The following is a 25,248-nucleotide window of genomic DNA, read 5'->3' as shown; positions in this document are numbered from 1 at the left end:
TATAAGGAAAAGAGAATGGCTAAGGGGCAATCTTTACAAGATCCGTTCCTGAACGCATTGCGTCGGGAACGTGTTCCAGTTTCTATTTATTTGGTGAATGGTATTAAGCTGCAAGGTCAAATCGAGTCCTTTGATCAGTTCGTGATCCTGTTGAAGAACACGGTCAGCCAGATGGTTTATAAGCACGCGATTTCTACTGTTGTCCCGTCTCGCCCGGTTTCCCATCACAGCAACAATGCCGGTGGCGGCGCCAGCAATAACTACCATCACGGTAGCAACGCGCAGGGTTCTACTGCGCAACAGGACAGCGAAGAGACTGAATAAGTTCACGCGCTGTTTATCCATGTCGGGGGCGTCGGATAATCGCCCCCGCTGGTTATTAAGAGGGTTTACGCTTGTTTGACCGTTATGATGCCGGTGAGCAGGCGGTACTGGTACACATCTATTTTTCGCAAGACAAAGATATGGAAGACCTCCAGGAGTTTGAATCTCTGGTCTCTTCCGCCGGTGTCGAAGCAATGCAGGTGATTACCGGTAGCCGTAAAGCACCGCACCCGAAGTACTTTGTAGGTGAAGGTAAGGCAGTTGAAATTGCGGAAGCCGTGAAAGCGACTGGCGCAGCGGTCGTATTGTTTGATCATGCATTGAGTCCAGCCCAGGAGCGAAACCTGGAGCGTTTGTGCGAGTGCCGGGTTATCGATCGCACCGGTCTTATCTTAGATATTTTTGCCCAACGTGCGCGTACCCATGAAGGTAAGTTGCAGGTTGAGCTGGCGCAGCTACGCCATCTGGCTACGCGTCTGGTGCGTGGCTGGACCCACCTTGAACGTCAGAAAGGCGGGATTGGTTTGCGCGGTCCGGGTGAAACCCAGCTCGAAACCGACCGTCGTTTACTGCGTAATCGCATTGTGCAGATTCAGTCGCGCCTGGAGAAAGTTGAGAAGCAACGTGAGCAGGGGCGGCAGTCGCGCATCAAGGCCGACGTTCCGACGGTATCGCTGGTGGGCTATACCAACGCCGGAAAATCCACCCTTTTTAATCAGATCACTGAAGCGCGGGTCTATGCGGCAGATCAGCTATTTGCGACGCTGGACCCCACGTTACGTCGTATTGATGTAGCGGATGTCGGTGAAACCGTTCTGGCGGATACGGTAGGCTTTATCCGCCATTTACCGCACGATCTGGTGGCTGCCTTTAAAGCTACCCTGCAGGAGACGCGTCAGGCGACGCTGCTGCTGCATGTGGTCGATGCGGCGGATGTTCGTGTGCAGGAAAACATCGAGGCGGTAAACACCGTTCTTGAAGAGATTGACGCTCACGAAATCCCCACCTTAATGGTGATGAACAAAATCGATATGCTGGACGACTTTGAACCGCGTATCGACAGAGATGAAGAGAATAAACCCATCCGCGTTTGGCTTTCAGCGCAAAGCGGCGTGGGAATACCACAGCTTTTTCAGGCTTTGACGGAGCGTCTTTCCGGCGAGGTGGCGCAGCATACGCTGCGTTTGCCGCCGCAGGAAGGGCGTCTGAGAAGCCGGTTTTATCAGCTTCAGGCAATAGAAAAAGAGTGGATGGAGGAAGACGGTAGCGTCAGTCTGCAGGTACGAATGCCGATTGTCGACTGGCGTCGCCTCTGTAAACAAGAACCGGCGTTGATCGAATACGTGATCTAGACGCGAAGTCATTCAGGTCGTATTGAGGCGGTAGCTGAGAGAATCTCAGGAGCTCACAACGAAGTGACCTGGGGTAAAAAAGCCGCCACTCAAGACGCAGCCTGAAAGATGATGTCTGTAACGGCGGTTCGTCTGAAGCATGGAGTAATTTCGCCTTATCCTCTGAGGTCGAAAGACAACGGGGATCACCGCATAACAAATATGGAGCACAAACATGGCGTGGAATCAGCCCGGTAATAACGGACAGGACCGCGACCCGTGGGGAAGCAGCAAACCTGGCAGCAACTCTGGGGGAAATGGAAACAAAGGTGGCCGCGATCAGGGACCTCCCGATCTGGATGATATCTTCCGTAAGCTGAGTAAAAAACTCGGTGGTTTTGGGGGCGGTAAAGGCACCGGTTCCGGCGGCGGTAGCTCATCGCAAGGCCCGCGTCCGCAACTGGGAGGCCGTATTGTCGCCATCGCCGCGGCGGCAGTAGTCATTATCTGGGCGGCCAGCGGTTTTTATACCATTAAAGAAGCCGAGCGCGGCGTTGTGACGCGTTTTGGTAAATTCAGCCATCTGGTAGAGCCAGGTCTGAACTGGAAGCCGACATTTATTGACGACGTCACGCCGGTGAACGTCGAAGCGGTGCGCGAACTGGCGGCGTCAGGCGTGATGCTGACGTCTGATGAAAACGTCGTGCGCGTTGAAATGAACGTGCAATACCGCGTCACCGATCCGCAGAAATATCTGTTTAGCGTGACCAGCCCGGACGATAGCCTGCGTCAGGCCACCGACAGCGCGCTGCGTGGCGTCATTGGTAAATACACGATGGATCGCATCCTGACCGAAGGTCGTACCGTTATTCGTAGCGATACCCAACGCGAGCTGGAAGAGACTATCAAACCGTACAACATGGGGATTACCCTGCTGGACGTGAACTTCCAGGCTGCGCGTCCGCCGGAAGAGGTGAAAGCCGCCTTTGACGACGCGATTGCCGCACGTGAAAACGAGCAGCAGTACATTCGTGAAGCGGAAGCGTATACCAACGAAGTTCAGCCGCGCGCCAACGGTCAGGCGCAGCGTATTCTGGAAGAGGCACGCGCCTATAAAACCCAGACTATCCTGGAAGCGCAGGGTGAAGTCGCCCGGTTTGCGAAGATTTTGCCGGAATATAAAGCCGCGCCGCAGATTACACGCGAGCGTCTGTATATTGAAACGATGGAAAAAGTGCTGAGCCATACCCGTAAAGTACTGGTTAACGACAAGAGCGGTAATTTAATGGTGCTGCCGTTAGATCAGATGCTGAAAGGCGGGAATGCGCCGGCGGCAAAGAGCGACAATAGCGCCAGCAACCTGCTGCGCCTGCCGCCGTCCACAAAGTCTAACGCCAGCGGAGCAAGCAACACGTCGTCCTCAAATCAGGGCGATATTATGGACCAACGCCGCGCGAATGCGCAGCGTAACGACTACCAGCGTCAGGGGGAATAACGATGCGTAAGTCAGTTATTGCGATTATCATCATCGTGCTGGTAGTGCTCTACATGTCCGTCTTTGTGGTCAAAGAGGGCGAGCGTGGCATTACGCTGCGTTTTGGTAAAGTTCTGCGTGACGATGAGAACAAACCGCTGGTTTACGCGCCGGGTCTGCACTTTAAGATCCCGTTTATTGAATCAGTGAAAATGCTTGATGCGCGTATCCAGACGATGGATAACCAGGCCGATCGCTTTGTGACTAAAGAGAAGAAAGACCTGATTGTCGACTCCTACATCAAATGGCGTATCAGCGACTTTAGCCGTTACTATCTGGCGACCGGCGGCGGCGATATTTCGCAAGCCGAAGTGCTGTTAAAACGTAAATTCTCGGACCGTTTGCGTTCTGAGATTGGTCGCCTGGACGTAAAAGACATCGTGACCGATTCTCGTGGTCGTCTGACTCTGGAAGTGCGCGACGCGCTGAACTCCGGTTCAGCCGGTACCGATGATGAAGTGGCGACCCCGGCGGCGGATGACGCGATTGCCGAAGCGGCGGAACGCGTCACGGCGGAAACCAAAGGTAAAGTACCGGTCATCAACCCGAACAGTATGGCGGCGTTGGGTATCGAAGTGGTCGATGTGCGTATTAAGCAGATCAACCTGCCGACCGAGGTTTCTGAGGCGATTTACAACCGTATGCGCGCCGAGCGTGAAGCGGTCGCGCGTCGTCATCGTTCACAAGGTCAGGAAGAAGCGGAAAAACTGCGTGCGGCTGCTGACTATGAGGTGACGAAAACTCTGGCGGAAGCCGAGCGTCAGGGACGTATCATGCGTGGTGAAGGTGATGCTGAAGCCGCGAAGCTGTTTGCCGATGCGTTCAGCCAGGACCCTGATTTCTACGCGTTCATTCGTAGTCTGCGCGCTTACGAGAAGAGCTTCGAAGGTAATCAGGACGTGATGGTACTGAGCCCGGACAGCGATTTCTTCCGCTACATGAAGACACCGAGTTCGACGACACGTTAAAATAGCGTCAGCGGTTTTAGACCAGCAAAACCACCGCATCCAAAGGATGCCGGTGGTTTTCTTTTATAAGGGCGATAAATGAATTCAACAATCTGGTTGGCGCTTGCTCTGGTATTAGTCCTCGAAGGGCTGGGACCAATGCTGTATCCCGGCGCATGGAAAAAAATGGTTTCGGCACTGGCGCAACTGCCGGAAAATGTTTTACGACGTTTTGGCGGCGGACTTGTGGTTGCGGGAGTTGTGGTCTACTACATGTTGAGGAAAACGATTGGCTGAGCAAAAAGTGGTCGGATTTGCCGCAGATTGAGTGCAAAAAGTGCTGTATATCTGAAAAAGCGATGGTAGAATCCATTTTTAAGCAAACGGTGATTTTGAAAAATGGGTAACAACGTCGTCGTACTGGGCACCCAATGGGGTGACGAAGGTAAAGGAAAGATCGTCGATCTTCTGACTGAACGGGCTAAATATGTTGTACGCTACCAGGGCGGTCACAACGCAGGCCATACTCTCGTAATCAACGGTGAAAAAAACGTTCTCCATCTTATTCCATCAGGTATTCTTCGCGAGAATGTAACCAGCATCATCGGTAACGGTGTTGTGCTGTCTCCGAGCGCGCTGATGAAAGAGATGAAAGAACTGGAAGACCGTGGCATCCCCGTTCGTGAGCGTCTGCTGCTGTCTGAAGCCTGTCCGCTGATCCTTGATTATCACGTTGCGCTGGATAACGCGCGTGAGAAAGCGCGTGGCGCGAAAGCGATCGGCACCACCGGTCGTGGAATCGGGCCTGCTTATGAAGATAAAGTGGCACGTCGCGGTCTGCGTGTTGGTGACCTTTTCGACAAAGAAACCTTCGCTGAAAAACTGAAAGAAGTGATGGAATATCACAACTTCCAGTTGGTTAACTACTACAAAGTTGAAGCGGTTGATTACCAGAAAGTTCTGGATGATACGATGGCTGTTGCCGACATCCTGACTTCTATGGTTGTTGACGTTTCGGACCTGCTCGACCAGGCGCGTCAGCGTGGCGATTTCGTCATGTTTGAAGGTGCGCAGGGTACCCTGCTGGATATCGACCACGGTACTTATCCGTATGTAACTTCTTCTAACACCACTGCAGGTGGCGTGGCGACCGGTTCCGGCCTGGGCCCGCGTTATGTTGATTACGTTCTGGGTATCCTCAAAGCTTACTCCACTCGTGTAGGTGCAGGTCCGTTCCCGACTGAGCTGTTTGATGAAACCGGCGAGTTCCTCTGCAAGCAGGGTAACGAATACGGCGCCACTACCGGCCGTCGTCGTCGTACCGGCTGGCTGGACACCGTTGCCGTTCGTCGTGCGGTACAGCTGAACTCCCTGTCTGGCTTCTGCCTGACCAAACTGGACGTGCTGGATGGCCTGAAAGAGGTGAAACTCTGCGTGGCTTACCGTATGCCGGATGGTCGCGAAGTGACTACCACTCCGCTGGCAGCTGACGACTGGAAAGGTGTAGAGCCGATTTACGAAACCATGCCGGGCTGGTCTGAATCCACCTTCGGCGTGAAAGATCGTAGCGGCCTGCCGCAGGCGGCGCTGAACTACATCAAACGTATCGAAGAACTGACCGGCGTGCCGATTGATATTATTTCTACCGGCCCCGATCGTACTGAGACGATGATTCTGCGCGATCCGTTCGACGCGTAATTGATGGATGATGCCCGGTAACGCTACGCTTACCGGGTCTATGATGAGTACGCATTTGTTGGCCGGATAAGATGCTTTGCATCACCCTTCGGCTCAAATGCGTCATTGTTCCCCGCTTTTTTCCTTCCTGAACCGAAATAAATTAGCAGCCTGACAGGTGGCTGGTTTATCATCAATACAGATAAGTTATATCCCGTTTTCCCTTTTCCTGAGGTTGATGTGCAGTTAACGAGTTTCACCGATTACGGCTTACGTGCGCTAATCTATATGGCGTCGTTACCAGATGGACGAATGACCAGCATTTCTGAGGTGACAGAAGTCTACGGCGTGTCCCGTAATCATATGGTCAAAATTATCAATCAGCTTAGCCGGGCGGGCTTTGTCACCGCCGTTCGGGGAAAAAATGGCGGTATCCGCCTGGGTAAACCGGCTAATACTATTTGTATTGGCGATGTGGTGCGTGAGCTGGAACCCTTATCACTGGTCAACTGTAGCAGCGAATTTTGCCACATCACCCCTGCCTGTCGTCTGAAACAGGCGCTTTCTAAGGCCGTGCAGAGTTTTCTCAAGGAGCTGGATAACTACACGCTTGCCGATTTGGTTGAAGAGAATCAACCGCTTTATAAATTATTACTGGTGGAGTGAAGTAAACTTCATTAGAGATGACAATGGAGGAACCTCAATGTCACAAGATCCTTTCCAGGAACGCGAAGCAGAAAAATACGCGAATCCTATCCCGAGCCGGGAATTTATCCTCGAACATTTAACGAAACGTGAAAAACCGGCCAGTCGCGAAGAACTGGCCGTAGAACTGAATATTGAAGGCGAAGAGCAGCTTGAAGCCTTGCGTCGCCGCCTGCGCGCGATGGAGCGCGACGGACAACTGGTCTTTACCCGCCGCCAGTGCTATGCGCTGCCGGAACGCCTCGACCTGCTGAAAGGCACCGTGATCGGTCATCGTGATGGTTACGGTTTCTTACGTGTCGAAGGCCGCAAAGACGATCTGTATCTTTCCAGCGAGCAAATGAAAACCTGTATTCATGGCGATCAGGTGCTGGCGCAGCCGCTGGGCGCCGATCGTAAAGGTCGCCGCGAAGCGCGTATCGTCCGTGTACTGGTACCGAAAACCAGTCAGATAGTCGGGCGTTATTTCACCGATGCGGGCGTCGGCTTTGTAGTGCCGGACGACAGCCGTCTCAGCTTCGACATTCTTATCCCGCCAGAAGACGTCATGGGCGCGCGGATGGGGTTCGTGGTCGTGGTTGAACTGACCCAACGTCCAACTCGCCGTACTAAAGCGGTAGGGAAAATCGTCGAAGTGCTGGGCGACAATATGGGCACCGGTATGGCGGTTGATATGGCGCTGCGTACCCATGAAATACCCTACATCTGGCCGCAGGCGGTAGAGCAGCAGGTCGCCGGGCTGAAAGAAGAGGTGCCGGAAGAGGCGAAAGCCGGTCGTGTCGATCTGCGCGATTTGCCGCTGGTCACGATTGATGGCGAAGATGCCCGTGACTTTGACGACGCGGTTTACTGTGAGAAAAAACGCGGCGGCGGCTGGCGTTTGTGGGTCGCTATTGCTGACGTGAGCTATTATGTACGGCCGCCAACGCCGTTGGATCGCGAGGCGCGCAATCGCGGCACGTCGGTTTACTTCCCGTCACAGGTTGTCCCAATGTTGCCGGAGGTGCTCTCCAACGGCCTGTGTTCGCTAAACCCGCAGGTTGACAGGCTGTGTATGGTCTGTGAAATGACCATCTCGGCGAAAGGTCGGCTGACCGGCTACAAATTCTATGAAGCGGTGATGAGCTCCCATGCGCGTCTGACCTATACCAAAGTCTGGCATATGCTGCAGGGCGATCAGGATCTGCGTGAACAATATGCGCCGCTGGTGAAGCATATTGAAGAGCTGCACAACCTCTACAAAGTGCTGGATAAAGCGCGTGAAGAGCGCGGGGGGATCTCGTTTGAGAGCGAAGAGGCGAAGTTTATCTTTAACGCCGATCGTCGCATTGAGCGTATCGAACAGACCCAGCGTAATGACGCGCATAAGCTTATCGAAGAGTGCATGATCATGGCGAATATCTCGGCGGCGCGCTTTGTCGAAAAAGCTAAAGAGCCGGCGTTATTCCGTATTCATGATAAGCCCACCACCGAAGCGATCACCTCATTCCGCTCCGTACTGGCGGAGCTGGGGTTGGAGCTGCCGGGCGGAAACAAACCGGAACCGCGCGATTATGCCGAACTGCTTGAATCGATTGCCGACCGGCCGGACGCCGAAATGCTGCAAACTATGCTGCTGCGTTCAATGAAGCAGGCGATTTACGATCCGGAAAACCGCGGGCACTTTGGCCTGGCGTTGCAGTCTTATGCGCACTTTACCTCGCCGATTCGCCGCTATCCGGATCTTTCTTTGCACCGCGCCATTAAGTACCTGCTGGCGAAAGAGCAAGGGAACAAGGGCAACACCACAGAAACGGGCGGTTATCACTACTCGATGGAAGAGATGTTGCAGCTCGGCCAGCACTGTTCGATGGCGGAACGCCGCGCTGATGAAGCGACGCGTGATGTCTCCGACTGGCTGAAATGTGACTTTATGCTGGATCAGGTAGGCAACGTCTTTAAGGGTGTGATTGCCAGCGTCACCGGTTTCGGCTTCTTTGTCCGTCTTGATGAACTGTTTATCGATGGACTGGTACACGTTTCCTCACTGGATAACGATTACTATCGCTTCGATCAGGTAGGGCAACGTCTGATTGGCGAGTCCGGCGGGCAGACATATCGCCTGGGCGACCGGGTCGAGGTACGTGTCGAAGCGGTGAATATGGACGAACGGAAAATTGACTTTAGCCTGATCTCCAGCGAGCGCGCACCGCGTAACGTCGGCAAAACGGCGCGTGAAAAAGCGAAAAAAGGTGAAAGTAAAAACGCCGGTAAACGTCGTCAGGTAGGTAAAAAAGTTAACTTCGAGCCTGATAGCGCCTTCCGCGGCGAGAAAAAAGCGAAGCCGAAAGCAGCGAAAAAAGACGCGCGAAAAGCAAAAAAGCCATCGGCTAAAACGCAGAAAATAGCCGCAGCGACCAAAGCGAAGCGTGCGGCGAAGAAAAAAGCGGCAGAGTGAGCAATACCCTCTTCAAACAGAAGAGGGTGAATTATCTGTAGGCCGGGCAAGCGTAGCGCCCCCGGCAAAACGTAAACAATGAGTACATTAATGAGCGAAATGATTTACGGCATCCACGCAGTGCAGGCCCTGCTGGAGCGCGCCCCTGAACGTTTTCAGGAAGTCTTTATTTTAAAAGGCCGTGAAGATAAACGTCTGTTGCCGCTGATCCACGCCCTTGAGTCCCAGGGCGTGGTTATCCAGCTGGCAAACCGCCAATATCTCGACGAGAAAAGCGACGGTGCCGTGCATCAGGGCATTATCGCTCGCGTGAAGCCAGGCCGGCAGTATCAGGAAAACGATCTGCCGGATCTGATCGCATTACACGATCGCCCCTTTTTGTTGATCCTCGATGGCGTCACCGATCCGCATAATCTTGGCGCCTGTTTGCGCAGCGCCGATGCCGCAGGCGTACATGCGGTAATCGTGCCGAAAGACCGCTCCGCGCAACTTAACGCGACGGCGAAGAAAGTCGCCTGCGGCGCAGCGGAAAGCGTGCCGTTGATCCGCGTCACCAACCTGGCGCGCACGATGCGCATGTTGCAGGAAGAGAATATCTGGATTGTCGGGACGGCGGGCGAGGCTGACCATACGCTGTATCAGAGCAAAATGCCTGGCCGCATGGCGCTGGTCATGGGTGCTGAAGGTGAAGGTATGCGTCGTCTGACCCGTGAGCACTGCGATGAGCTGATCAGCATTCCTATGGCCGGTAGCGTGTCGTCGCTGAATGTCTCTGTGGCGACCGGGATTTGTCTGTTTGAAGCCGTTCGCCAGCGCACCTGACGCTAATATTCTTTTTTAAGAAAATAACCATCCATAATCGGATGGTTTTTTTTTATCTTTGGCTGGTAATATAAAAAGCAAAACCTACCCTGTAACTCCCTTTATTTATAAAAAAGAGATAGAGATAATAATATGGCATGGACTCCACGGACGCTGGCGGATGCGTTAAACAACATCGCTGAATTAAATATTGATATAGAAAATAATGAATCTTCATTAATAATAAAAATGAATGATTATGGCGATTTACCACTGGCGGTTTTATTTACCTCGCAACAAATAGTTATCGAGACTTATATCTGTCCGGTAAATACGATTAGAGATACCGCGGAATTTAATCTTTTCTTGCTGAGAAATCAGAAGGTTTTACCGCTGTCTTCGGTCGGTATTACCCAGGTAAAACAGGAGGAATATTATGTCGCTTTTGGCGCGTTGTCGTTAAATTCGTCGCTTGCCGACGTGATGCTGGAAATCACCACGCTTGTAGAAAATGCGTTGGATATCGCTGAAATAACACAAGTCTATTCACAGGAATAATACAGGCGGCTTACATGGGAATTTTAAAAAGTTTGTTCACGTTAGGTAAATCATTCGTTGCTCAGGCAGAAGACGCCATTGATGAAGCACAGGGTGTACGTATGCTGGAGCAGCATATTCGCGACGCAAAAGCCGAGCTGGATAAAGCAGGTAAATCCAGAGTGGATTTATTGGCGCGGGTGAAGCTAAGCCATGACAAGCTGAATGATTTACGTGAGCGTAAAGCCAGCCTTGAAACACGGGCGTTGGCGGCAATGAGTAAGAATGTCGACGCCGCTTTACTCAACGAAGTGGCGGAAGAGATAGCCCGTCTGGAAAATACCATTCTTGCCGAAGAACAGGTGCTGACTAATCTGGAAGCCTCTCGCGATGCGGTGGAGAAGGCCGTAACGGCAACAGGCCAGCGGATTGCGCAGTTTGAGCAGCAACTTGAAGTGGTTAAGGCGACAGAAGCCATGCAGCGCGCCCAGCAGGCGGTGACGACTTCGACCGTCGGAGCCGCGTCGAATGTGTCTACGGCGGCGGAGTCGCTTAAACGTTTACAAACGCGTCAGGCTGAACGCCAGGCCCGGCTGGATGCCGCCGCGCAGCTGGAAAAAGTCGCCGATGGACGCGACCTGGACGAAAAACTGGCGCAGGCCGGTATTGGCGCAACCAATAAAAGCAATGCTCAGGATGTGTTGGCGCGTTTATAGCGTCAACAAGGCGAATAATGCTCTTTACATGGATGGTCAAAACCTGCCAGCGTCATTTGTCCAGACTGACCTGGCCTGTTTATCGGGCAGTATCTGCTTTGTTATCGGTAGCGCGAAAGCGCGCTACCGTGCTGAGCTCGTCGCTTTCATACGAGACGGCACATGAATGCGCGATCTCAAATGGCATTATGCCTAACGACAATCGCATTCTGGCTGAAGAGGTCGCATGGCAAGAGATAGAGGTTCCCCTATGATGCAATTTTTTCAGCGTTTGCTCGGTAAAACAAGCGCGCCAGCGCCGATTCGCGGACCATTAGGACTACATCTTAACGCCGGTTTCACGCTGGATACGCTGGCATTCCGGCTACTGAAGTCGTCGTTGCTGGTAGAGCTACCGGGTGAAAAATACACTGTCGCGGCAGCGAGTCGCATAGATTTAGGCGGCGGCAGTCAGATTTTTCGCTACTACACTTCTGGCGATGAGTTTCTGCAAATTAACACCACTGGCGGCACGGATGTTGACGACATTGATGACATCAAACTCTTTGTATATGAGGAAAGTTTCGGTATTAACGAGGAACGTCACTGGCGTTCAGCCATTGCGCCAGCGGCAATAGGGCCGATGACGCTCAATTGGCAAGAACGGCGCTGGCAGCGCTTTTTTAACCATGAAGAGCCGGGCAATATTGAACCTGTCTACATGCTGGAAAAGGTTGAAAATCAGCAGGCAGAGAAATGGGACGTTCACAATTTTACGATGGGCTTCCAGCGCCAGGTGACGGATGACGCCTGGGAGTATCTTCTATTGAACGGGGAAGAATCATTTAACGAACGCGGTGAGCCTGAATGGGTGTTTTCGCGCGCGCTCGGCGTGGATATCCCGCTCACCTCACTGACGGTTATTAGTTAAGCACATACAGGACAATTATGCATATACTGGACGCATTACTGGCTTTCTGCGCCTATTTTTTTATTGGCGCGGCAATGGTCATCGCATTTCTTTTTATTTACTCAAAGATAACGCCGCATAATGAATGGCAGTTGATAAAAAATAACAATACTGCGGCATCGCTGGCCTTTAGCGGTACGTTGCTGGGCTATGTCATCCCCTTATCCAGCGCGGCGATAAACTCGGTCAGCATCCCGGACTATTTTGCCTGGGGCGGCATTGCGCTGGTGATTCAACTGCTGATTTATGGCTGCGTAAGGTTATACATGCCTACGCTGAGCGAAAAAATTATTCATCACAACGTGGCGGCGGGGCTATTTATGGGAACCGCAGCGCTGGCTGGCGGTATTTTTAACGCTGCCTGTATGACATGGTAACGGAAGATCATGGCAAAAAAACGAAAATCCAGAAGAACATCCGGCGTAGGCCATTCGGCAATAAGACGGATAGCCGAACCGGTTAATCCCTTTGAGCGGCAACGAAATCGCTACACGCCAAAATGCCTGACGCTGGCGATTATGGGCGGAGCGGCCTTTTTTCTCCTGAAAGGGTGCGGTGATGGCGGCAATACTGACAACGACGGCGATGGGACGTTTTACGCCACGGTGAACGACTGTATTGACGATGGCAATAGTGCCAGCGTTTGCGCTGACGGCTGGAATAATGCGAAAACAGAATTTTACGCGAATGTGCCTAAGCAATTGACGCAGGAGAGCTGTCAGTCGCAGTTTGGCGTTTGCTACTTTGATAGCACCGATCGGAGTTGGGTTCCGGTATTAAGCGGCTTTTTGCTCAGCCGCGCGATTCGTCAAAACCGTGACGAACAATACATCTATAGCAGCGGCGGTTCATCCTACGCCTCCCGTCCCGTCTGGCGCACTACGTCCGGCGACTATGCGTGGCGCAGCGGCACAGGGAAAAGCGATACCGCGACCAGCCCTGGTTATACGACACGGAAAGCGTCCACCGTCTCCCGCGGCGGCTATGGCCGTTCTTCCAGCGCCCGCGGGCACTGGGGAGGCTAACCATGCTACGACATAACGTACCGGTACGCCGGGATCTGGATAAGATCGCCTGCGATCACGGTTTTGACTTTCATGTTATCGATAACGAAATTTACTGGGATGAAAGCCGGGCCTACCGTTTTACATTACGGCAAATTGAAGAACAGATCGAAAAACCGACCGCAGAGCTTCATCAGATGTGTCTGGAGGTTGTCGAGCGGGCCGTCCGGGATGAGCAGATCATGCAGCAGTTGGCGATCCCGCCATTGTACTGGGATGTCATCGCCGAAAGTTGGCGCAGCCGCGATCCTTCGCTTTACGGACGGATGGATTTCGTCTGGTGCGGCAAAGATCCAGTTAAATTGCTGGAATACAACGCGGATACGCCGACATCGCTCTATGAATCCTCCTACTTTCAATGGCTATGGCTGGAGGATGCTCGTCGTAGCGGCGCCATTCCGCGTGATGCCGATCAATACAACGCGATACAGGAGCGGCTGATCGCCCGCTTCAGCGAGCTGTACAGTCGGGAACCGCTCTACTTTTGCTGTTGTGAAGATACCGACGAAGATCGTACGACGGTGCTGTACCTTCAGGATTGCGCGCAGCAGGCGGGCCAGGAAACGCGATTTATCTATATTGAAGAACTGGGGCTTGGCGTAGGCGGCGTGCTGACCGATCTGGACGATAACGTGATTCGCCGCGCCTTTAAGCTCTACCCGCTGGAATGGATGATGCGCGACGACAACGGCCCGCTACTGCGAAAACGGCGTGAGCAATGGATTGAGCCATTGTGGAAAAGTATTCTGAGTAACAAAGGGCTGTTGCCGTTATTGTGGCGCTTTTTCCCAGGCCATCCGAATCTGCTGCCGGCCTGGTTTGAGGGCGAAAAATCGCTCGCAGCGCCAGGTGAAAGCAGCGTGCGGAAGCCGATTTATTCACGTGAAGGCGGCAACGTCACGATTTTCGACGAGCGGCAAAATGTTATCGATCATGCCGACGGCGACTACGCTGACGAGCCGATGATTTACCAGGCGTTTCAGCCTTTGCCGCGCTTTGGCGATAGCTATACGCTGATTGGCAGTTGGATCATTGACGATGAAGCCGCCGGGATGGGGATTCGCGAGGACAATACGCTAATTACCAAAGACACTTCCCGTTTCGTCCCACATTATATTGCCGGTTAATCATACTTTTGTGATCTTGCTCCGGCGTCAATGGCGCAGTCATGACCATACTTGACTTCAGCGCCATTGAAGGAGGGAGACACCATGTCCTGGCAAACACATACCGTCTTTAATCAACCTGCTCCGCTCAATAACAGTAACTTATTCCTGTCTGATGGCGCGCTGTGTGAAGCGGTTTCCCGGGAAGGCGCGGGATGGGATAGCGATCTTCTCGCCAGCATTGGCCAACAACTGGGAACGGCGGAATCACTGGAACTGGGTCGTTTGGCGAATGCGTATCCTCCTGAGTTGCTGCGTTACGATCCCCAGGGGCAACGTCTGGATGACGTTCGCTTTCATCCCGCCTGGCACCTGTTGATGCAGGGGCTTTGCGCTAATCGGGTACATAACCTGGCCTGGGAGGAGGAGGCAAGGGCGGGAAGTTTTGTCGCCCGGGCGGCGCGTTTTGTATTACATGCTCAGGTAGAAGCGGGAACACTCTGTCCTGTCACGATGACCTTTGCCGCGACGCCGTTGCTATTGCAGATGCTTCCCGCCACTTTCCATGACTGGCTGGCGCCGCTGCGCAGCGATCGCTACGATTCGCATTTGCTGCCGGGCGGGCAAAAACGGGGCCTGCTCATCGGCATGGGAATGACGGAAAAGCAGGGCGGATCGGACGTACTCAGTAATACGACCCACGCGGAGCGGCTGGCGGATGATTCATATCGGCTGGTGGGACATAAATGGTTTTTCTCTGTGCCGCAAAGTGATGCGCACCTCGTGCTGGCGCAGGCAAAAGGAGGATTATCCTGTTTCTTTGTGCCGCGTTTCCTGCCAGACGGGCAACGGAACTCTGTTCGTCTTGAACGCCTGAAAGATAAACTCGGTAATCGATCTAATGCCAGCGCCGAAGTCGAGTTTCAGGATGCCGTCGGCTGGCGTCTGGGAGAAGAGGGCGACGGGATTCGGCATATCTTAAAGATGGGCGGTATGACGCGTCTTGACTGCGCGCTCGGGAGTCATGGCTTAATGCGGCGTGCGTTTTCAGTCGCGATTTACCATGCTCATCAGCGTCAGGCTTTTGGTAAGCCGCTGATCGAACAACCGTTGATGCGACAAACCTTAAGTCGTATGGCGCTATGCCTGGAGGGGCAGACGGCGCTTTTGTTTCGGCTGGCGCGCGCCTGGGAGCAACGTCGCGAGGCGAAAGAGGCATTATGGGCGCGATTATTCACGCCAGCGGCGAAATTCGCCATCTGTAAGCAGGGAATCCCTTTTGTGGCTGAGGCGATGGAGGTTCTCGGCGGGATGGGGTATTGCGAAGAGAGCGAACTCCCTCGCCTGTACCGTGAAATGCCGGTGAACAGTATCTGGGAAGGTTCCGGCAATATCATGTGTCTGGATGTACTTCGGGTGCTGACAAAACAACACGGCGTCTATGACGTATTGAGTGAAGCTTTTGCGGAAGTCAAAGGTCAGGATCGCCATTACGACCGCGCGGTACGTCAGCTACAGCAACGTTTACGCAAACCGGACGAAGCAATGGGCAGAGAGATTACGCAGCAGCTTTTCCTGCTGGGATGCGGAGCGGAAATGCTGCGTCATGCCTCGCCGCCGCTGGCGCAAGCGTGGTGTCAGATGATGCTGGATACACGCGGCGAAATGCCGCTGCCTGCCCAGGTGCAAAATGATTTACTGTTAAGGGCGACCGGGGGACTGCGGTAACGTTTGGCCTGTGGTACATGCCATCCGGCGCGAGCCACGCGGCATCAGGCATAGAGTATCGCCTGTACGCGCCAGTTATCCGACTGTTGTTCTTCATACATTTGAATAATTCTGTACCAGGACGCACCCTGTTCATCGGCTTTCAGGGCGATAATCCGCTCTACATCCTGTGGGTTTCCTGCAACATTACTGACCGAGATCAGGCCGATTTCATTCAGACCCGTTACGCAGTCAGCACTGGCGAATTCGGCAGACTGTGCCGTCGTACTCACCAGTCCGGCAGAAAGCAGCAGTGAGGATAAGGCAAGTTCTTGTTTCATCGTCAGCTCCTTATTACATACCCCGCATTTAACAGGACGCTCCATCACGGTAAACCTGTTTGTGTATTGTGCACAGGTAAACGCATAGGGACGCAAAGCAATGTAAAACTGACTAAAAATCAATCTACTGTTATTGACGATACAAAATGGCTTGTGAATACCACTGGCCGGTTACAACCGTTTCATCAACCATTAAGATAACGTAATAATCGGCTTTCGCAGCGACGGCTTTCGCTCTGATTTCATCTATAGCATCATCCGGGGAGCCCCGAACCAGCGCGCTTACGGTCCCCATCCGCTGTAGTCCTTGCGTTTGATCGCGACGGATTTCCTGCGGGTGATCGGCGACAGGCGGCGCAGGTTGCGGCGTACCCTGCAGCACGCTACACGCGCTTAATAACAGCGCTGCTATCAATGAAGCAAACCGACGCATAACTCTATCTCGTTTCCTGATAATCATAGTGTAATGCCTTATTGATTTCCCTTTAGGGGGAATGTTCCCGAAGTGTTACCTGTCACGCGATTTTCGAATGAAAACGTTGCGAAAGCGTAACCCAGTTCTCAAACATTATGAATTATTGCGCTATCCATAAACTTGCGTTAAGTATTTCTCCGTGGCATACCGGATAAAAAGGAGAGAATAATGATAGCGATTGAAACACGACAATTAGCCGGAGGCGTCGTACTACATGCCTTTCCGGAAGGGAAACGCGCCGTGTCGCTTCCCTGTGTGGTGTTCTATCATGGCTTCACCTCCTCCAGCCTGGTTTATAGTTATTTTGCCGTTGCCCTGGCACAGGCAGGATTCCGGGTAGTCATGCCGGATGCGCCGGAGCATGGCGCTCGCTTCGGCGGCGACTCACAGGGACGGATACACCGATTCTGGCAGATTCTGCACCAAAACATGCAGGAATTTACGACGTTACGTGCGGCGATTCAGGCGGAAAACTGGCTACTTGACGGGCGGTTGGCGGTGGGCGGCGCATCCATGGGCGGTATGACGGCGCTGGGCATTATGACGCGTCACCGGGAGGTAAAATGCGGGGCCAGTTTAATGGGGTCGGGCTATTTTACCGGGCTTGCCCGGACGCTTTTCCCGCCGTTATCCCCGCAGAACCCGGCACAGCAGGCGGAATTCGACAATATCATTGCGCCGCTACGTGAATGGGAAGTCACACACCAGTTAGAGCGACTGGCCGACAGGCCGCTTCTGTTGTGGCATGGTCAGGAGGATGACGTGGTGCCTGCTATCGAAACCTTCCGGCTCCAGCAGGCACTCGCCGGGGCGAAGCTGGATAAGCATGTGACCTGTTTATGGGCCGCAGGCGTGCGGCATCGCATTACGCCAGAAGCGTTGTCGGCGACGGTAGCGTTTTTCCGACAGCATCTTTAAACGCGGAGTATGCTTACACCCTGGGCTTCAAGCTGTTGCAAAACTTGCGGATTGGCATTTTTGCCGGTAATCAGCATAGCGATCTGATCGGCGCGGCTGAACAGCATTCCCGCGCGCTCGCCAATTTTACTGCTATCGACCAGCGCGACCAGTTTCCCGACGACGCTGAGCATTTTTTGTTCCGCCATGGCGGTTAGCATATCGGTCTTGTACAGGCCATCCGCGGTTAAGCCCTTTCCGCTGGTAAACATCCAGTGGCCAGCATAGAGACTGTTTTCACTTCCCTGCGGGCTCAGGGTAATCGACTGGCTTTTGTTGTACTGACCCCCCATGATAATCACGCTGTCATGCTCTTGATCGATCAGATAATTCGCCAGCGGCAGATAGTTGGTAATGATCTGTACCGGCTTCCCGCACATTTCACGCCCCAGCAGGAAAGCGGTGGAGCCGCAGTTAATCACTACGCTTTCACCCGGGTTCACCAGCTGCGACGCCGCTTTCGCGATGCGTACTTTTTCATCGTGGTTTTGCGCCTGGTGCAGATTCATCGGCGTCCAGCGGGGCCGCTGTTGGGTAATGGCCTCTGCGCCGTTGCGCACTTTTTTAAGTTTCCCGCTTTCGTCGAGCTTGTTGATGTCGCGGCGCGCTGTCGCCGGGGAGATCCCCAGACGCTCAATCACGTTTTCGACGGTAACAAAGCCCAACTGTGCCAGCATATCCAGCAGTATTTGATGTCTTTGTGCTTCAGTCATGAGCTATTCCGATACAAATTGATTTGAAAAGATGATATTTGAAATAGCCTGGAAATACTAAAGTAAATGGAAAAAATGCCGGGTAATCCCGGCATGATATCGACTCACAGGAAGGATTTGAACGGTAGATCGGGTTCAATGGTAAAGCAATCGTCAAACCCACGCGGATAGTGGTATTCGAAATTGTCTTTATCCAGCGGCCAGGTAAACTTGCCGCCAACCTGCCAGATAAACGGTTTAAAACCATACTTCAGGCGATCTTTCTTCATTTCCCATAGCACGCGGATCTCTTGCGGATCGGCCTGGAAGTTCGACCAGATATCGTGATGGAACGGGATCACCACTTTGGTATTCAGCGATTCCGCCATGCGTAAAATATCCGCGCTGGTCATTTTGTCCGTAATACCGCGCGGGTTTTCACCGTAAGAACCGAGCGCGACATCAATTTGATGTTCGTTGCCGTGTTTCGCGTAGTAGTTGGAATAGTGAGAATCGCCGCTGTGATAGAGATTGCCGCCCGGCGTTTTAAACAGATAGTTAACCGCGCGTACATCCATGCCGTCCGGCAGTACGCCAGCGGCTTTCTGATCGGCGGGCAGGGTGATTAATGCGGTACGGTCAAAGGCATCAAGCGCATGAATTTCAATATCTTTCACTTTCACGACATCGCCCGGTTTTACCACGATGCAGCGTTCTTTAGGCACGCCCCAGCCAACCCATAAATCCACGCAGGTCTGCGGGCCGATAAACGGAACATCATCGGCGCAATTCTGCATTACGGCAGCCGCGACATTGACGTCAATGTGATCGTTATGGTCGTGGGTCGCTAGTACGGCGTCAATTTGACGGATAGCGAAAGGATCGAGAACAAACGGCGTGGTGCGCAGGTTAGGCTGTAATTTTTTGACGCCAGCCATACGCTGCATCTGATGGCCGGTTTTCATCAACGGATTACCGTGGCTCTGTTTACCGGTACCGCACCAGAAATCGACGCATACGTTAGTGCCGCCTTCAGATTTTAGCCAGATACCGGTACAGCCCAGCCACCACATAGCGAACGTACCCGGCGCGACCTGCTCTTGCTCAATCTCTTCGTTCAGCCAGCTTCCCCACTCCGGAAACGTGCTCAGAATCCATGATTCACGCGTGATGCTTTGTACTTTACTCATCGCATTTACCTTCATGTTTGTTCAAAATGGTTCAAAACGTGATTTGTTTTGATTAATCCTGACACTATTTTCTCAAGAAGGCAATGGGCTATTTTTTGACTTTTGAGTAGAGGAGAACGCAGCCAGAAGAAAATTTAATCTTTTCTGGCGTCATGGCGATGTATTCATCTTTATGATTTTACTTATTTTAATGAAGAAATGAGTTATTTATAAGTAAACCATGTATTAAGTGTGCTAATTATTTGCGCGCTACGTCACATTTAATCAAATTCAATCTTGTTGTGATTACTTTTGAAAATTACAGTGGAGGGACATTATTCTGAGCGCCTGTGACTCAGCAACCTTGTCTACCGGAGATCGTTATGGAGATCCTCTACAACATCTTTACCATTTTTTTTAATCAGGTAATGACCAATGCCCCGCTATTACTGGGTATTGTGACCTGCCTGGGCTATATCCTGCTGCGTAAAAGCGTCAGCGTGATCATCAAAGGGACGATCAAAACCATCATTGGCTTCATGCTGCTACAGGCCGGGTCCGGCATTCTGACCAGCACCTTTAAACCGGTGGTGGCGAAAATGTCTGAGGTTTACGGCATCAACGGCGCGATTTCCGATACCTATGCTTCGATGATGGCAACGATCGAACGGATGGGTGATGCGTATAGTTGGGTAGGCTACGCGGTGTTGCTCGCGCTGGCGCTGAATATTTGTTACGTCTTGTTGCGACGCATTACCGGTATTCGCACCATCATGTTGACCGGGCACATCATGTTCCAGCAGGCGGGGCTGATTGCGGTCTCTTTCTATATCTTCGGCTATTCCATGTGGACCACCATTATCTGCACGGCGATACTGGTTTCCCTGTACTGGGGTATTACCTCCAACATGATGTATAAGCCGACTCAGGAAGTGACCGATGGCTGTGGTTTCTCCATCGGTCACCAGCAGCAGTTTGCTTCCTGGATTGCCTATAAAGTCGCGCCGTTCCTGGGCAAAAAAGAGGAAAGCGTTGAAGACCTCAAACTGCCGGGCTGGCTGAACATTTTCCACGACAACATCGTCTCCACGGCGATTGTAATGACCATCTTCTTTGGTGCCATTCTGCTCTCCTTCGGTATCGACACCGTGCAGGCGATGGCGGGCAAAGTGCACTGGACGGTCTACATCCTGCAAACCGGTTTCTCCTTTGCGGTGGCGATCTTCATCATCACTCAGGGCGTGCGCATGTTTGTGGCAGAACTCTCTGAGGCCTTTAACGGTATCTCCCAGCGTCTGATTCCGGGCGCAGTACTGGCGATTGACTGTGCGGCTATTTATAGCTTCGCGCCGAACGCGGTGGTCTGGGGCTTTATGTGGGGCACCATTGGTCAGCTGATTGCGGTTGGCATCCTGGTTGCCTGCGGCTCCTCGATCCTGATTATTCCTGGCTTTATCCCGATGTTCTTCTCTAACGCCACTATCGGCGTGTTCGCTAACCACTTCGGCGGCTGGCGTGCGGCGCTGAAAATTTGTCTGGTGATGGGGATGATTGAAATCTTTGGTTGCGTCTGGGCGGTGAAACTCACCGGTATGAGTGCCTGGATGGGTATGGCGGACTGGTCGATTCTGGCACCGCCGATGATGCAGGGCTTCTTCTCCCTCGGTATCGCCTTTATGGCCGTCATCATTGTAATTGCACTGGCTTATATGTTCTTCGCTGGCCGCGCACTGCGCGCAGAAGAAGATGCAGAAAAACAACTGGCAGAACAGTCTGCTTAATAAGGAGTTTTGATTATGACCGTACGTATTCTGGCTGTGTGTGGCAACGGACAAGGCAGTTCCATGATCATGAAAATGAAAGTGGACCAGTTTTTAACCCAATCAAACATTGACCACACGGTAAACAGCTGCGCGGTTGGCGAGTACAAAAGCGAGTTGAGCGGCGCGGATATCATCATCGCTTCTACCCATATTGCAGGCGAAATCAGCGTGACCGGCAACAAATATGTGGTTGGCGTGCGCAACATGCTCTCTCCAGCTGACTTCGGCCCGAAACTGCTGGAAGTGATCAAAGAACATTTCCCGCAAGATGTGAAGTAAGGATGCAACATGAAATTACGTGATTCACTGGCGGAGAATAATTCTATCCGCCTGCAGGCTGAAGCGAATACCTGGCAGGAAGCCGTCAAGATCGGCGTCGATTTACTGGTGGCTGCCGACGTGGTGGAGCCGCGCTATTACCAGGCCATTCTCGATGGCGTTGAGCAGTTTGGCCCCTATTTTGTGATTGCCCCCGGCCTGGCGATGCCGCATGGCCGCCCGGAAGAAGGGGTCAAGAAAACCGGTTTTTCTCTGGTGACCCTGAAAAAGCCGCTGGAGTTCAACCACGAAGATAACGATCCGGTGGATATTCTGATCACCATGGCGGCAGTAGACGCCAATACCCATCAGGAAGTAGGCATCATGCAGATCGTTAATCTGTTTGAAGACGAAGCCAATTTTGACCGTTTACGCGCCTGCCGTACCGCGCAGGAAGTCCTGGATCTCATTGACCGCACCAACGCGGCAGCTTAAGAAGGAATTGAATATGTCATTACCAATGTTGCAGGTCGCGCTGGACAACCAGACTATGGATAGCGCCTATGAAACCACCCGCCTGATTGCCGAAGAAGTCGATATCATTGAAGTGGGCACCATTCTGTGCGTGGGCGAAGGCGTGCGCGCCGTTCGCGACCTGAAAGCGCTCTATCCGCACAAAATTGTGCTGGCGGACGCCAAAATTGCCGATGCCGGCAAAATCCTTTCTCGTATGTGCTTCGAAGCCAACGCAGATTGGGTGACTGTGATTTGCTGTGCGGATATCAACACTGCGAAAGGCGCGCTGGATGTGGCAAAAGAGTTTAACGGCGATGTGCAAATCGAGCTGACCGGTTACTGGACCTGGGAACAGGCGCAGCAGTGGCGCGATGCGGGCATTCAGCAAGTGGTTTACCACCGCAGCCGCGACGCGCAGGCCGCAGGCGTGGCGTGGGGTGAAGCGGATATTACTGCGATTAAGCGGCTGTCCGATATGGGCTTTAAAGTGACCGTGACCGGCGGGCTGGCGCTGGAAGACCTGCCGCTGTTCAAAGGCATTCCGATCCATGTCTTTATCGCGGGGCGCAGCATTCGCGATGCCGAATCGCCGGTAGAAGCCGCACGGCAGTTCAAACGCTCCATTGCCCAACTGTGGGGCTAAGGAGCGGCTATGCTGTCGAAACAAATTCCGCTCGGCATCTATGAAAAAGCGCTCCCTGCGGGGGAGTGCTGGCTGGAGCGCCTGCGGCTAGCGAAAACGCTGGGTTTTGACTTCGTTGAAATGTCGGTGGACGAGACCGACGCCCGACTGGCGCGGCTTGACTGGAGCCGCGAGCAGCGTCTGGCGCTGGTGAGCGCGGTTGCTGAAACCGGCGTGCGCGTGCCGTCCATGTGTCTGAGCGCGCATCGTCGTTTTCCGCTCGGTAGCGAAGATGACGCGGTACGGGCGCAGGGGCTGGAGATTATGCGTAAAGCGATTCAGTTTGCGCAGGATGTCGGGATTCGCGTCATTCAACTGGCGGGGTACGACGTTTACTATCAGCAGGCCAACGACGAAACGCGTTGCCGCTTCCGCGATGGGTTAAAAGAGAGCGTTGATATGGCCAGCCGCGCCCAGGTGACGCTGGCGATGGAGATCATGGACTACCCGCTGATGAATTCCATCAGTAAAGCGCTGGGCTATGCTCACTACCTCAATAACCCGTGGTTCCAGCTCTATCCGGATATCGGCAATCTGTCTGCCTGGGATAACGACGTACAGATGGAGCTACAGGCGGGAATCGGGCATATCGTCGCGGTACACGTCAAAGATACTAAACCCGGCGTGTTCAAAAATGTGCCGTTTGGCGAAGGCGTTGTCGATTTCGAACGCTGCTTCGAAACGCTCAAACAGAGTGGCTATTGCGGGCCCTATCTGATTGAGATGTGGAGCGAAACAGCAGAGAACCCGGCGGCAGAGGTAGCGAAAGCGCGTGACTGGGTGAAAGCGCGCATGGCCAGCGCCGGTCTGGTGGAGGCAGCCTAATGCAAAAACTCAAGCAGCAGGTATTTGACGCTAACATGGATTTGCCCCGTTATGGACTGGTGACGTTTACCTGGGGCAACGTCAGCGCTATCGATCGCGAACGCGGGCTGGTGGTAATTAAGCCAAGCGGTGTCGCCTATGAAACCATGCAGGCAGATGACATGGTGGTGGTGGATATGGATGGCAAAGTGGTGGGGGGAGGTTATCGTCCTTCTTCCGATACCGCTACCCATCTGGCGCTGTATCAACGCTATCCGTCGCTTGGCGGCGTCGTTCATACCCACTCCACCCACGCCACGGCATGGGCGCAGGCGGGGATGGCTATTCCAGCGCTCGGCACCACGCACGCGGACTATTTCTTTGGCGATATTCCTTGTACCAGAGCGTTAAGCGAAGAAGAAGTGCAGGGCGAGTACGAGCTGAACACCGGTAAGGTGATTATCGAAACGCTGGGCGAGGTGGAACCGCTGCATACGCCAGGCATTGTCGTGTATCAACACGGGCCGTTCGCCTGGGGGAAAGATGCGCACGATGCGGTACATAACGCGGTCGTCATGGAGGAAGTGGCGCGAATGGCGTGGATTGCGCGCGGTATTAACCCTGGCCTCAACCCCATCGACGATTATCTGATGAACAAGCACTTCATGCGTAAGCATGGCCCGAATGCGTATTACGGGCAGAAGTAAAACAACGCTCCGGGATCCTATCCCTCAGGGATGTAATTGGTCAGATTCCGGAGCTTCTTTCATAACACTCTATAGAATCATACTACTGTGTCTATCAACGGATTGTTTGTTAAAACTGACCCACAGCGGCGTCGGTATGGAGTAGCTGCGTTAATTGGTTTTGCAGCGGGTATTATTTCAGCATTTGTAAAATGGGGCGCGGAAGTTCCTTTACCGCCGCGAACGTTTTCCGGCGGGCGCGATGAGTTTAATCCACCGTATATTTTTTTGCGGGATTATTTAGGCATTGACCCAACACAAACGGTTTATACCTTTTCTGAGCATGTTATTAACCCTGTGATGGTAACTCACATTATCTTTTCGCTGGTGTTCGCAATAGGTTACTGCGTCGTCGCGGAAATTTTCCCGAAAGTTAAATTATGGCAGGGGATACTGGCGGGGCTGATTGTTACGGTTGTCGTGCATGGCATATTCTGCCCGGCGCTGAACTTAACGCCTCCGCTTACACAACTTCCTTTTGACGAGTACGCTTCTGAAATTCTGGGACATGTATTTTGGTTTTGGGTGATTGAATTAATGCGCCGCGATCTGCGAAACCGCATAACGCATGAGCCGGATGCCGAAGTGCCATTAACAACCCGATAAGCGAAAAAAATGCCCCCTGACCAGGGGGCAAAACTATGGCATTTTCCTGATACTAGCGATAAATCTCCGCGCTGGCATGCATGTTGCCGTTACTACCGGGCTCCCGTAACAAAATCGGGTGGTAGTAAGTTGCGCCTCGCGCATCAGTTTCTTCTTTCAGCGCCTGGCGGGCCTCGCTTTCAGTCGCGAAATTATGGTTTATGTAAATCACGCCTAAGCTCTGTATATCGTCCATATTTCTGGCCTGACGATTATCAATTTCAATGGCTGCCATTGTATTTACGCTGAGCAAAAATCCAGCCAGAAGGGGGAAAATACGGAAGAACATAGTGACCTCCTCGGCG

At 52.9% G+C, this 25,248-nt stretch carries 29 protein-coding genes and 1 pseudogene; 25 read left to right on the top strand and 5 right to left on the bottom strand.

Going from position 1 to position 25,248, the window contains the following annotated elements:
- The first annotated feature begins 15 nt into the window (after nt 1-15).
- The 17 genes and pseudogenes from hfq to LDB27_RS19725 all read left to right on the top strand — a co-directional run bounded on the left by hfq (nt 16) and on the right by LDB27_RS19725 (nt 15,856).
- On the top strand, nt 16-324 hold the full coding sequence (gene hfq / locus LDB27_RS19805) for an RNA chaperone Hfq (RefSeq protein WP_001051875.1): 309 nt from the start codon (nt 16-18) through the stop codon (nt 322-324).
- A gap of 71 nt (nt 325-395) precedes the next feature.
- Nucleotides 396-1,676 (top strand): ribosome rescue GTPase HflX, encoded by a 1,281-nt coding sequence (gene hflX, locus LDB27_RS19800; RefSeq protein ID WP_000460338.1) that lies wholly within the window; start codon nt 396-398, stop codon nt 1,674-1,676.
- A gap of 214 nt (nt 1,677-1,890) precedes the next feature.
- Complete coding sequence (gene hflK / locus LDB27_RS19795) at nt 1,891-3,150, top strand: FtsH protease activity modulator HflK (protein WP_000312505.1); 1,260 nt, start codon at nt 1,891-1,893, stop codon at nt 3,148-3,150.
- 2 nt (nt 3,151-3,152) lie between these two features.
- Nucleotides 3,153-4,157: a protease modulator HflC gene (gene hflC / locus LDB27_RS19790; protein ID WP_001232417.1), complete on the top strand. Its 1,005-nt coding sequence runs from the start codon at nt 3,153-3,155 to the stop codon at nt 4,155-4,157.
- A 78-nt stretch (nt 4,158-4,235) separates the two neighbouring features.
- Nucleotides 4,236-4,433, top strand: a complete 198-nt coding sequence (locus LDB27_RS19785) for a DUF2065 domain-containing protein (RefSeq protein ID WP_001089290.1) — start codon at nt 4,236-4,238, stop codon at nt 4,431-4,433.
- 102 nt (nt 4,434-4,535) lie between these two features.
- The gene (gene purA, locus LDB27_RS19780) at nt 4,536-5,834 is read left to right on the top strand and encodes an adenylosuccinate synthase (RefSeq protein ID WP_225519889.1); all 1,299 of its coding nucleotides are present in this window, start codon (nt 4,536-4,538) and stop codon (nt 5,832-5,834) included.
- Nucleotides 5,835-6,053: 219 nt separating this feature from the next.
- Complete coding sequence (nsrR, locus tag LDB27_RS19775; RefSeq protein WP_001177632.1) at nt 6,054-6,479, top strand: nitric oxide-sensing transcriptional repressor NsrR; 426 nt, start codon at nt 6,054-6,056, stop codon at nt 6,477-6,479.
- A gap of 37 nt (nt 6,480-6,516) precedes the next feature.
- Nucleotides 6,517-8,955 carry a ribonuclease R gene (gene rnr / locus LDB27_RS19770; protein ID WP_000076351.1) on the top strand — a complete coding sequence of 813 codons (2,439 nt, stop codon included), beginning with the start codon at nt 6,517-6,519 and terminating at the stop codon, nt 8,953-8,955.
- 90 nt (nt 8,956-9,045) lie between these two features.
- Nucleotides 9,046-9,777, top strand: coding sequence for a 23S rRNA (guanosine(2251)-2'-O)-methyltransferase RlmB (rlmB, locus tag LDB27_RS19765; protein WP_001293274.1), 732 nt, complete (start codon nt 9,046-9,048; stop codon nt 9,775-9,777).
- A 132-nt stretch (nt 9,778-9,909) separates the two neighbouring features.
- Nucleotides 9,910-10,314, top strand: coding sequence for a YjfI family protein (locus LDB27_RS19760; protein ID WP_000312611.1), 405 nt, complete (start codon nt 9,910-9,912; stop codon nt 10,312-10,314).
- Nucleotides 10,315-10,328: 14 nt separating this feature from the next.
- The gene (locus LDB27_RS19755) at nt 10,329-11,009 is read left to right on the top strand and encodes a PspA/IM30 family protein (RefSeq protein WP_000511976.1); all 681 of its coding nucleotides are present in this window, start codon (nt 10,329-10,331) and stop codon (nt 11,007-11,009) included.
- A gap of 17 nt (nt 11,010-11,026) precedes the next feature.
- Nucleotides 11,027-11,114, top strand: a pseudogene (locus LDB27_RS19750) (hypothetical protein); the annotation flags it as partial.
- Between the two features lie 121 nt (nt 11,115-11,235).
- A complete protein-coding gene (locus LDB27_RS19745) occupies nt 11,236-11,919 on the top strand; it encodes a YjfK family protein (RefSeq protein ID WP_000090296.1) in 684 nt (227 codons plus the stop codon).
- A gap of 17 nt (nt 11,920-11,936) precedes the next feature.
- Nucleotides 11,937-12,335 (top strand): DUF350 domain-containing protein, encoded by a 399-nt coding sequence (locus LDB27_RS19740; protein WP_000547736.1) that lies wholly within the window; start codon nt 11,937-11,939, stop codon nt 12,333-12,335.
- A 9-nt stretch (nt 12,336-12,344) separates the two neighbouring features.
- A complete protein-coding gene (locus tag LDB27_RS19735; RefSeq protein ID WP_001085586.1) occupies nt 12,345-12,983 on the top strand; it encodes a DUF1190 domain-containing protein in 639 nt (212 codons plus the stop codon).
- Between the two features lie 2 nt (nt 12,984-12,985).
- Nucleotides 12,986-14,149, top strand: coding sequence for a glutathionylspermidine synthase family protein (locus LDB27_RS19730; RefSeq protein ID WP_000943947.1), 1,164 nt, complete (start codon nt 12,986-12,988; stop codon nt 14,147-14,149).
- A gap of 84 nt (nt 14,150-14,233) precedes the next feature.
- A complete protein-coding gene (locus LDB27_RS19725) occupies nt 14,234-15,856 on the top strand; it encodes an isovaleryl-CoA dehydrogenase (protein WP_000118990.1) in 1,623 nt (540 codons plus the stop codon).
- Nucleotides 15,857-15,900: 44 nt separating this feature from the next.
- On the opposite strand, the gene yjfN is transcribed toward LDB27_RS19725, so the two are convergent.
- Together yjfN and bsmA are read right to left on the bottom strand one after the other, a co-directional pair.
- Nucleotides 15,901-16,176, bottom strand: a complete 276-nt coding sequence (yjfN, locus tag LDB27_RS19720; RefSeq protein WP_001518964.1) for a DUF1471 family protease activator YjfN — start codon at nt 16,174-16,176, stop codon at nt 15,901-15,903.
- A 130-nt stretch (nt 16,177-16,306) separates the two neighbouring features.
- On the bottom strand, nt 16,307-16,636 hold the full coding sequence (gene bsmA / locus LDB27_RS19715) for a biofilm peroxide resistance protein BsmA (RefSeq protein WP_000586836.1): 330 nt from the start codon (nt 16,634-16,636) through the stop codon (nt 16,307-16,309).
- A gap of 183 nt (nt 16,637-16,819) precedes the next feature.
- Here bsmA and yjfP point away from each other — a divergent pair, with 183 nt between their 5' ends.
- Nucleotides 16,820-17,569: an esterase gene (gene yjfP / locus LDB27_RS19710; RefSeq protein ID WP_000560312.1), complete on the top strand. Its 750-nt coding sequence runs from the start codon at nt 16,820-16,822 to the stop codon at nt 17,567-17,569.
- Here yjfP and ulaR read toward each other — a convergent pair.
- Together ulaR and ulaG are read right to left on the bottom strand one after the other, a co-directional pair.
- Nucleotides 17,566-18,321 carry an HTH-type transcriptional regulator UlaR gene (ulaR, locus tag LDB27_RS19705; protein WP_000133618.1) on the bottom strand — a complete coding sequence of 252 codons (756 nt, stop codon included), beginning with the start codon at nt 18,319-18,321 and terminating at the stop codon, nt 17,566-17,568. The genes yjfP and ulaR overlap by 4 nt on opposite strands.
- A gap of 104 nt (nt 18,322-18,425) precedes the next feature.
- Nucleotides 18,426-19,490, bottom strand: a complete 1,065-nt coding sequence (gene ulaG / locus LDB27_RS19700; RefSeq protein WP_000049161.1) for an L-ascorbate 6-phosphate lactonase — start codon at nt 19,488-19,490, stop codon at nt 18,426-18,428.
- 362 nt (nt 19,491-19,852) lie between these two features.
- On the opposite strand from ulaG, the gene ulaA reads away from it, so the two are divergent.
- From ulaA to LDB27_RS19665, 7 genes are all read left to right on the top strand, one after another.
- On the top strand, nt 19,853-21,250 hold the full coding sequence (gene ulaA / locus LDB27_RS19695) for a PTS ascorbate transporter subunit IIC (protein WP_000404876.1): 1,398 nt from the start codon (nt 19,853-19,855) through the stop codon (nt 21,248-21,250).
- A 15-nt stretch (nt 21,251-21,265) separates the two neighbouring features.
- Nucleotides 21,266-21,571: a PTS ascorbate transporter subunit IIB gene (gene ulaB, locus LDB27_RS19690; protein WP_000218358.1), complete on the top strand. Its 306-nt coding sequence runs from the start codon at nt 21,266-21,268 to the stop codon at nt 21,569-21,571.
- 9 nt (nt 21,572-21,580) lie between these two features.
- Nucleotides 21,581-22,045, top strand: coding sequence for a PTS ascorbate transporter subunit IIA (gene ulaC / locus LDB27_RS19685; protein WP_000776531.1), 465 nt, complete (start codon nt 21,581-21,583; stop codon nt 22,043-22,045).
- 13 nt (nt 22,046-22,058) lie between these two features.
- A complete protein-coding gene (gene ulaD, locus LDB27_RS19680) occupies nt 22,059-22,709 on the top strand; it encodes a 3-keto-L-gulonate-6-phosphate decarboxylase UlaD (protein ID WP_000056761.1) in 651 nt (216 codons plus the stop codon).
- A 9-nt stretch (nt 22,710-22,718) separates the two neighbouring features.
- Complete coding sequence (gene ulaE, locus LDB27_RS19675; protein ID WP_000949530.1) at nt 22,719-23,573, top strand: L-ribulose-5-phosphate 3-epimerase UlaE; 855 nt, start codon at nt 22,719-22,721, stop codon at nt 23,571-23,573.
- Nucleotides 23,573-24,259: an L-ribulose-5-phosphate 4-epimerase gene (locus LDB27_RS19670; protein WP_001170774.1), complete on the top strand. Its 687-nt coding sequence runs from the start codon at nt 23,573-23,575 to the stop codon at nt 24,257-24,259. The genes ulaE and LDB27_RS19670 overlap by 1 nt, the downstream gene beginning before the upstream one ends.
- Before the next feature lie 87 nt (nt 24,260-24,346).
- Entirely contained in the window at nt 24,347-24,904 is a 558-nt protein-coding gene (locus LDB27_RS19665) for a YagU family protein (protein ID WP_000026294.1), read from the top strand.
- 52 nt (nt 24,905-24,956) lie between these two features.
- Here the strand turns inward: LDB27_RS19665 and yjfY are convergent, their stop codons facing one another.
- Nucleotides 24,957-25,232, bottom strand: a complete 276-nt coding sequence (gene yjfY, locus LDB27_RS19660) for a DUF1471 family protein YjfY (RefSeq protein ID WP_000466076.1) — start codon at nt 25,230-25,232, stop codon at nt 24,957-24,959.
- Nucleotides 25,233-25,248: the final 16 nt, after the last annotated feature.

The organism is Salmonella sp. JXY0409-18 (assembly GCF_020268625.1).
GTDB lineage: Bacteria > Pseudomonadota > Gammaproteobacteria > Enterobacterales > Enterobacteriaceae > Salmonella > Salmonella enterica.
This window is presented reverse-complemented; position numbering and strand designations above follow the sequence as displayed.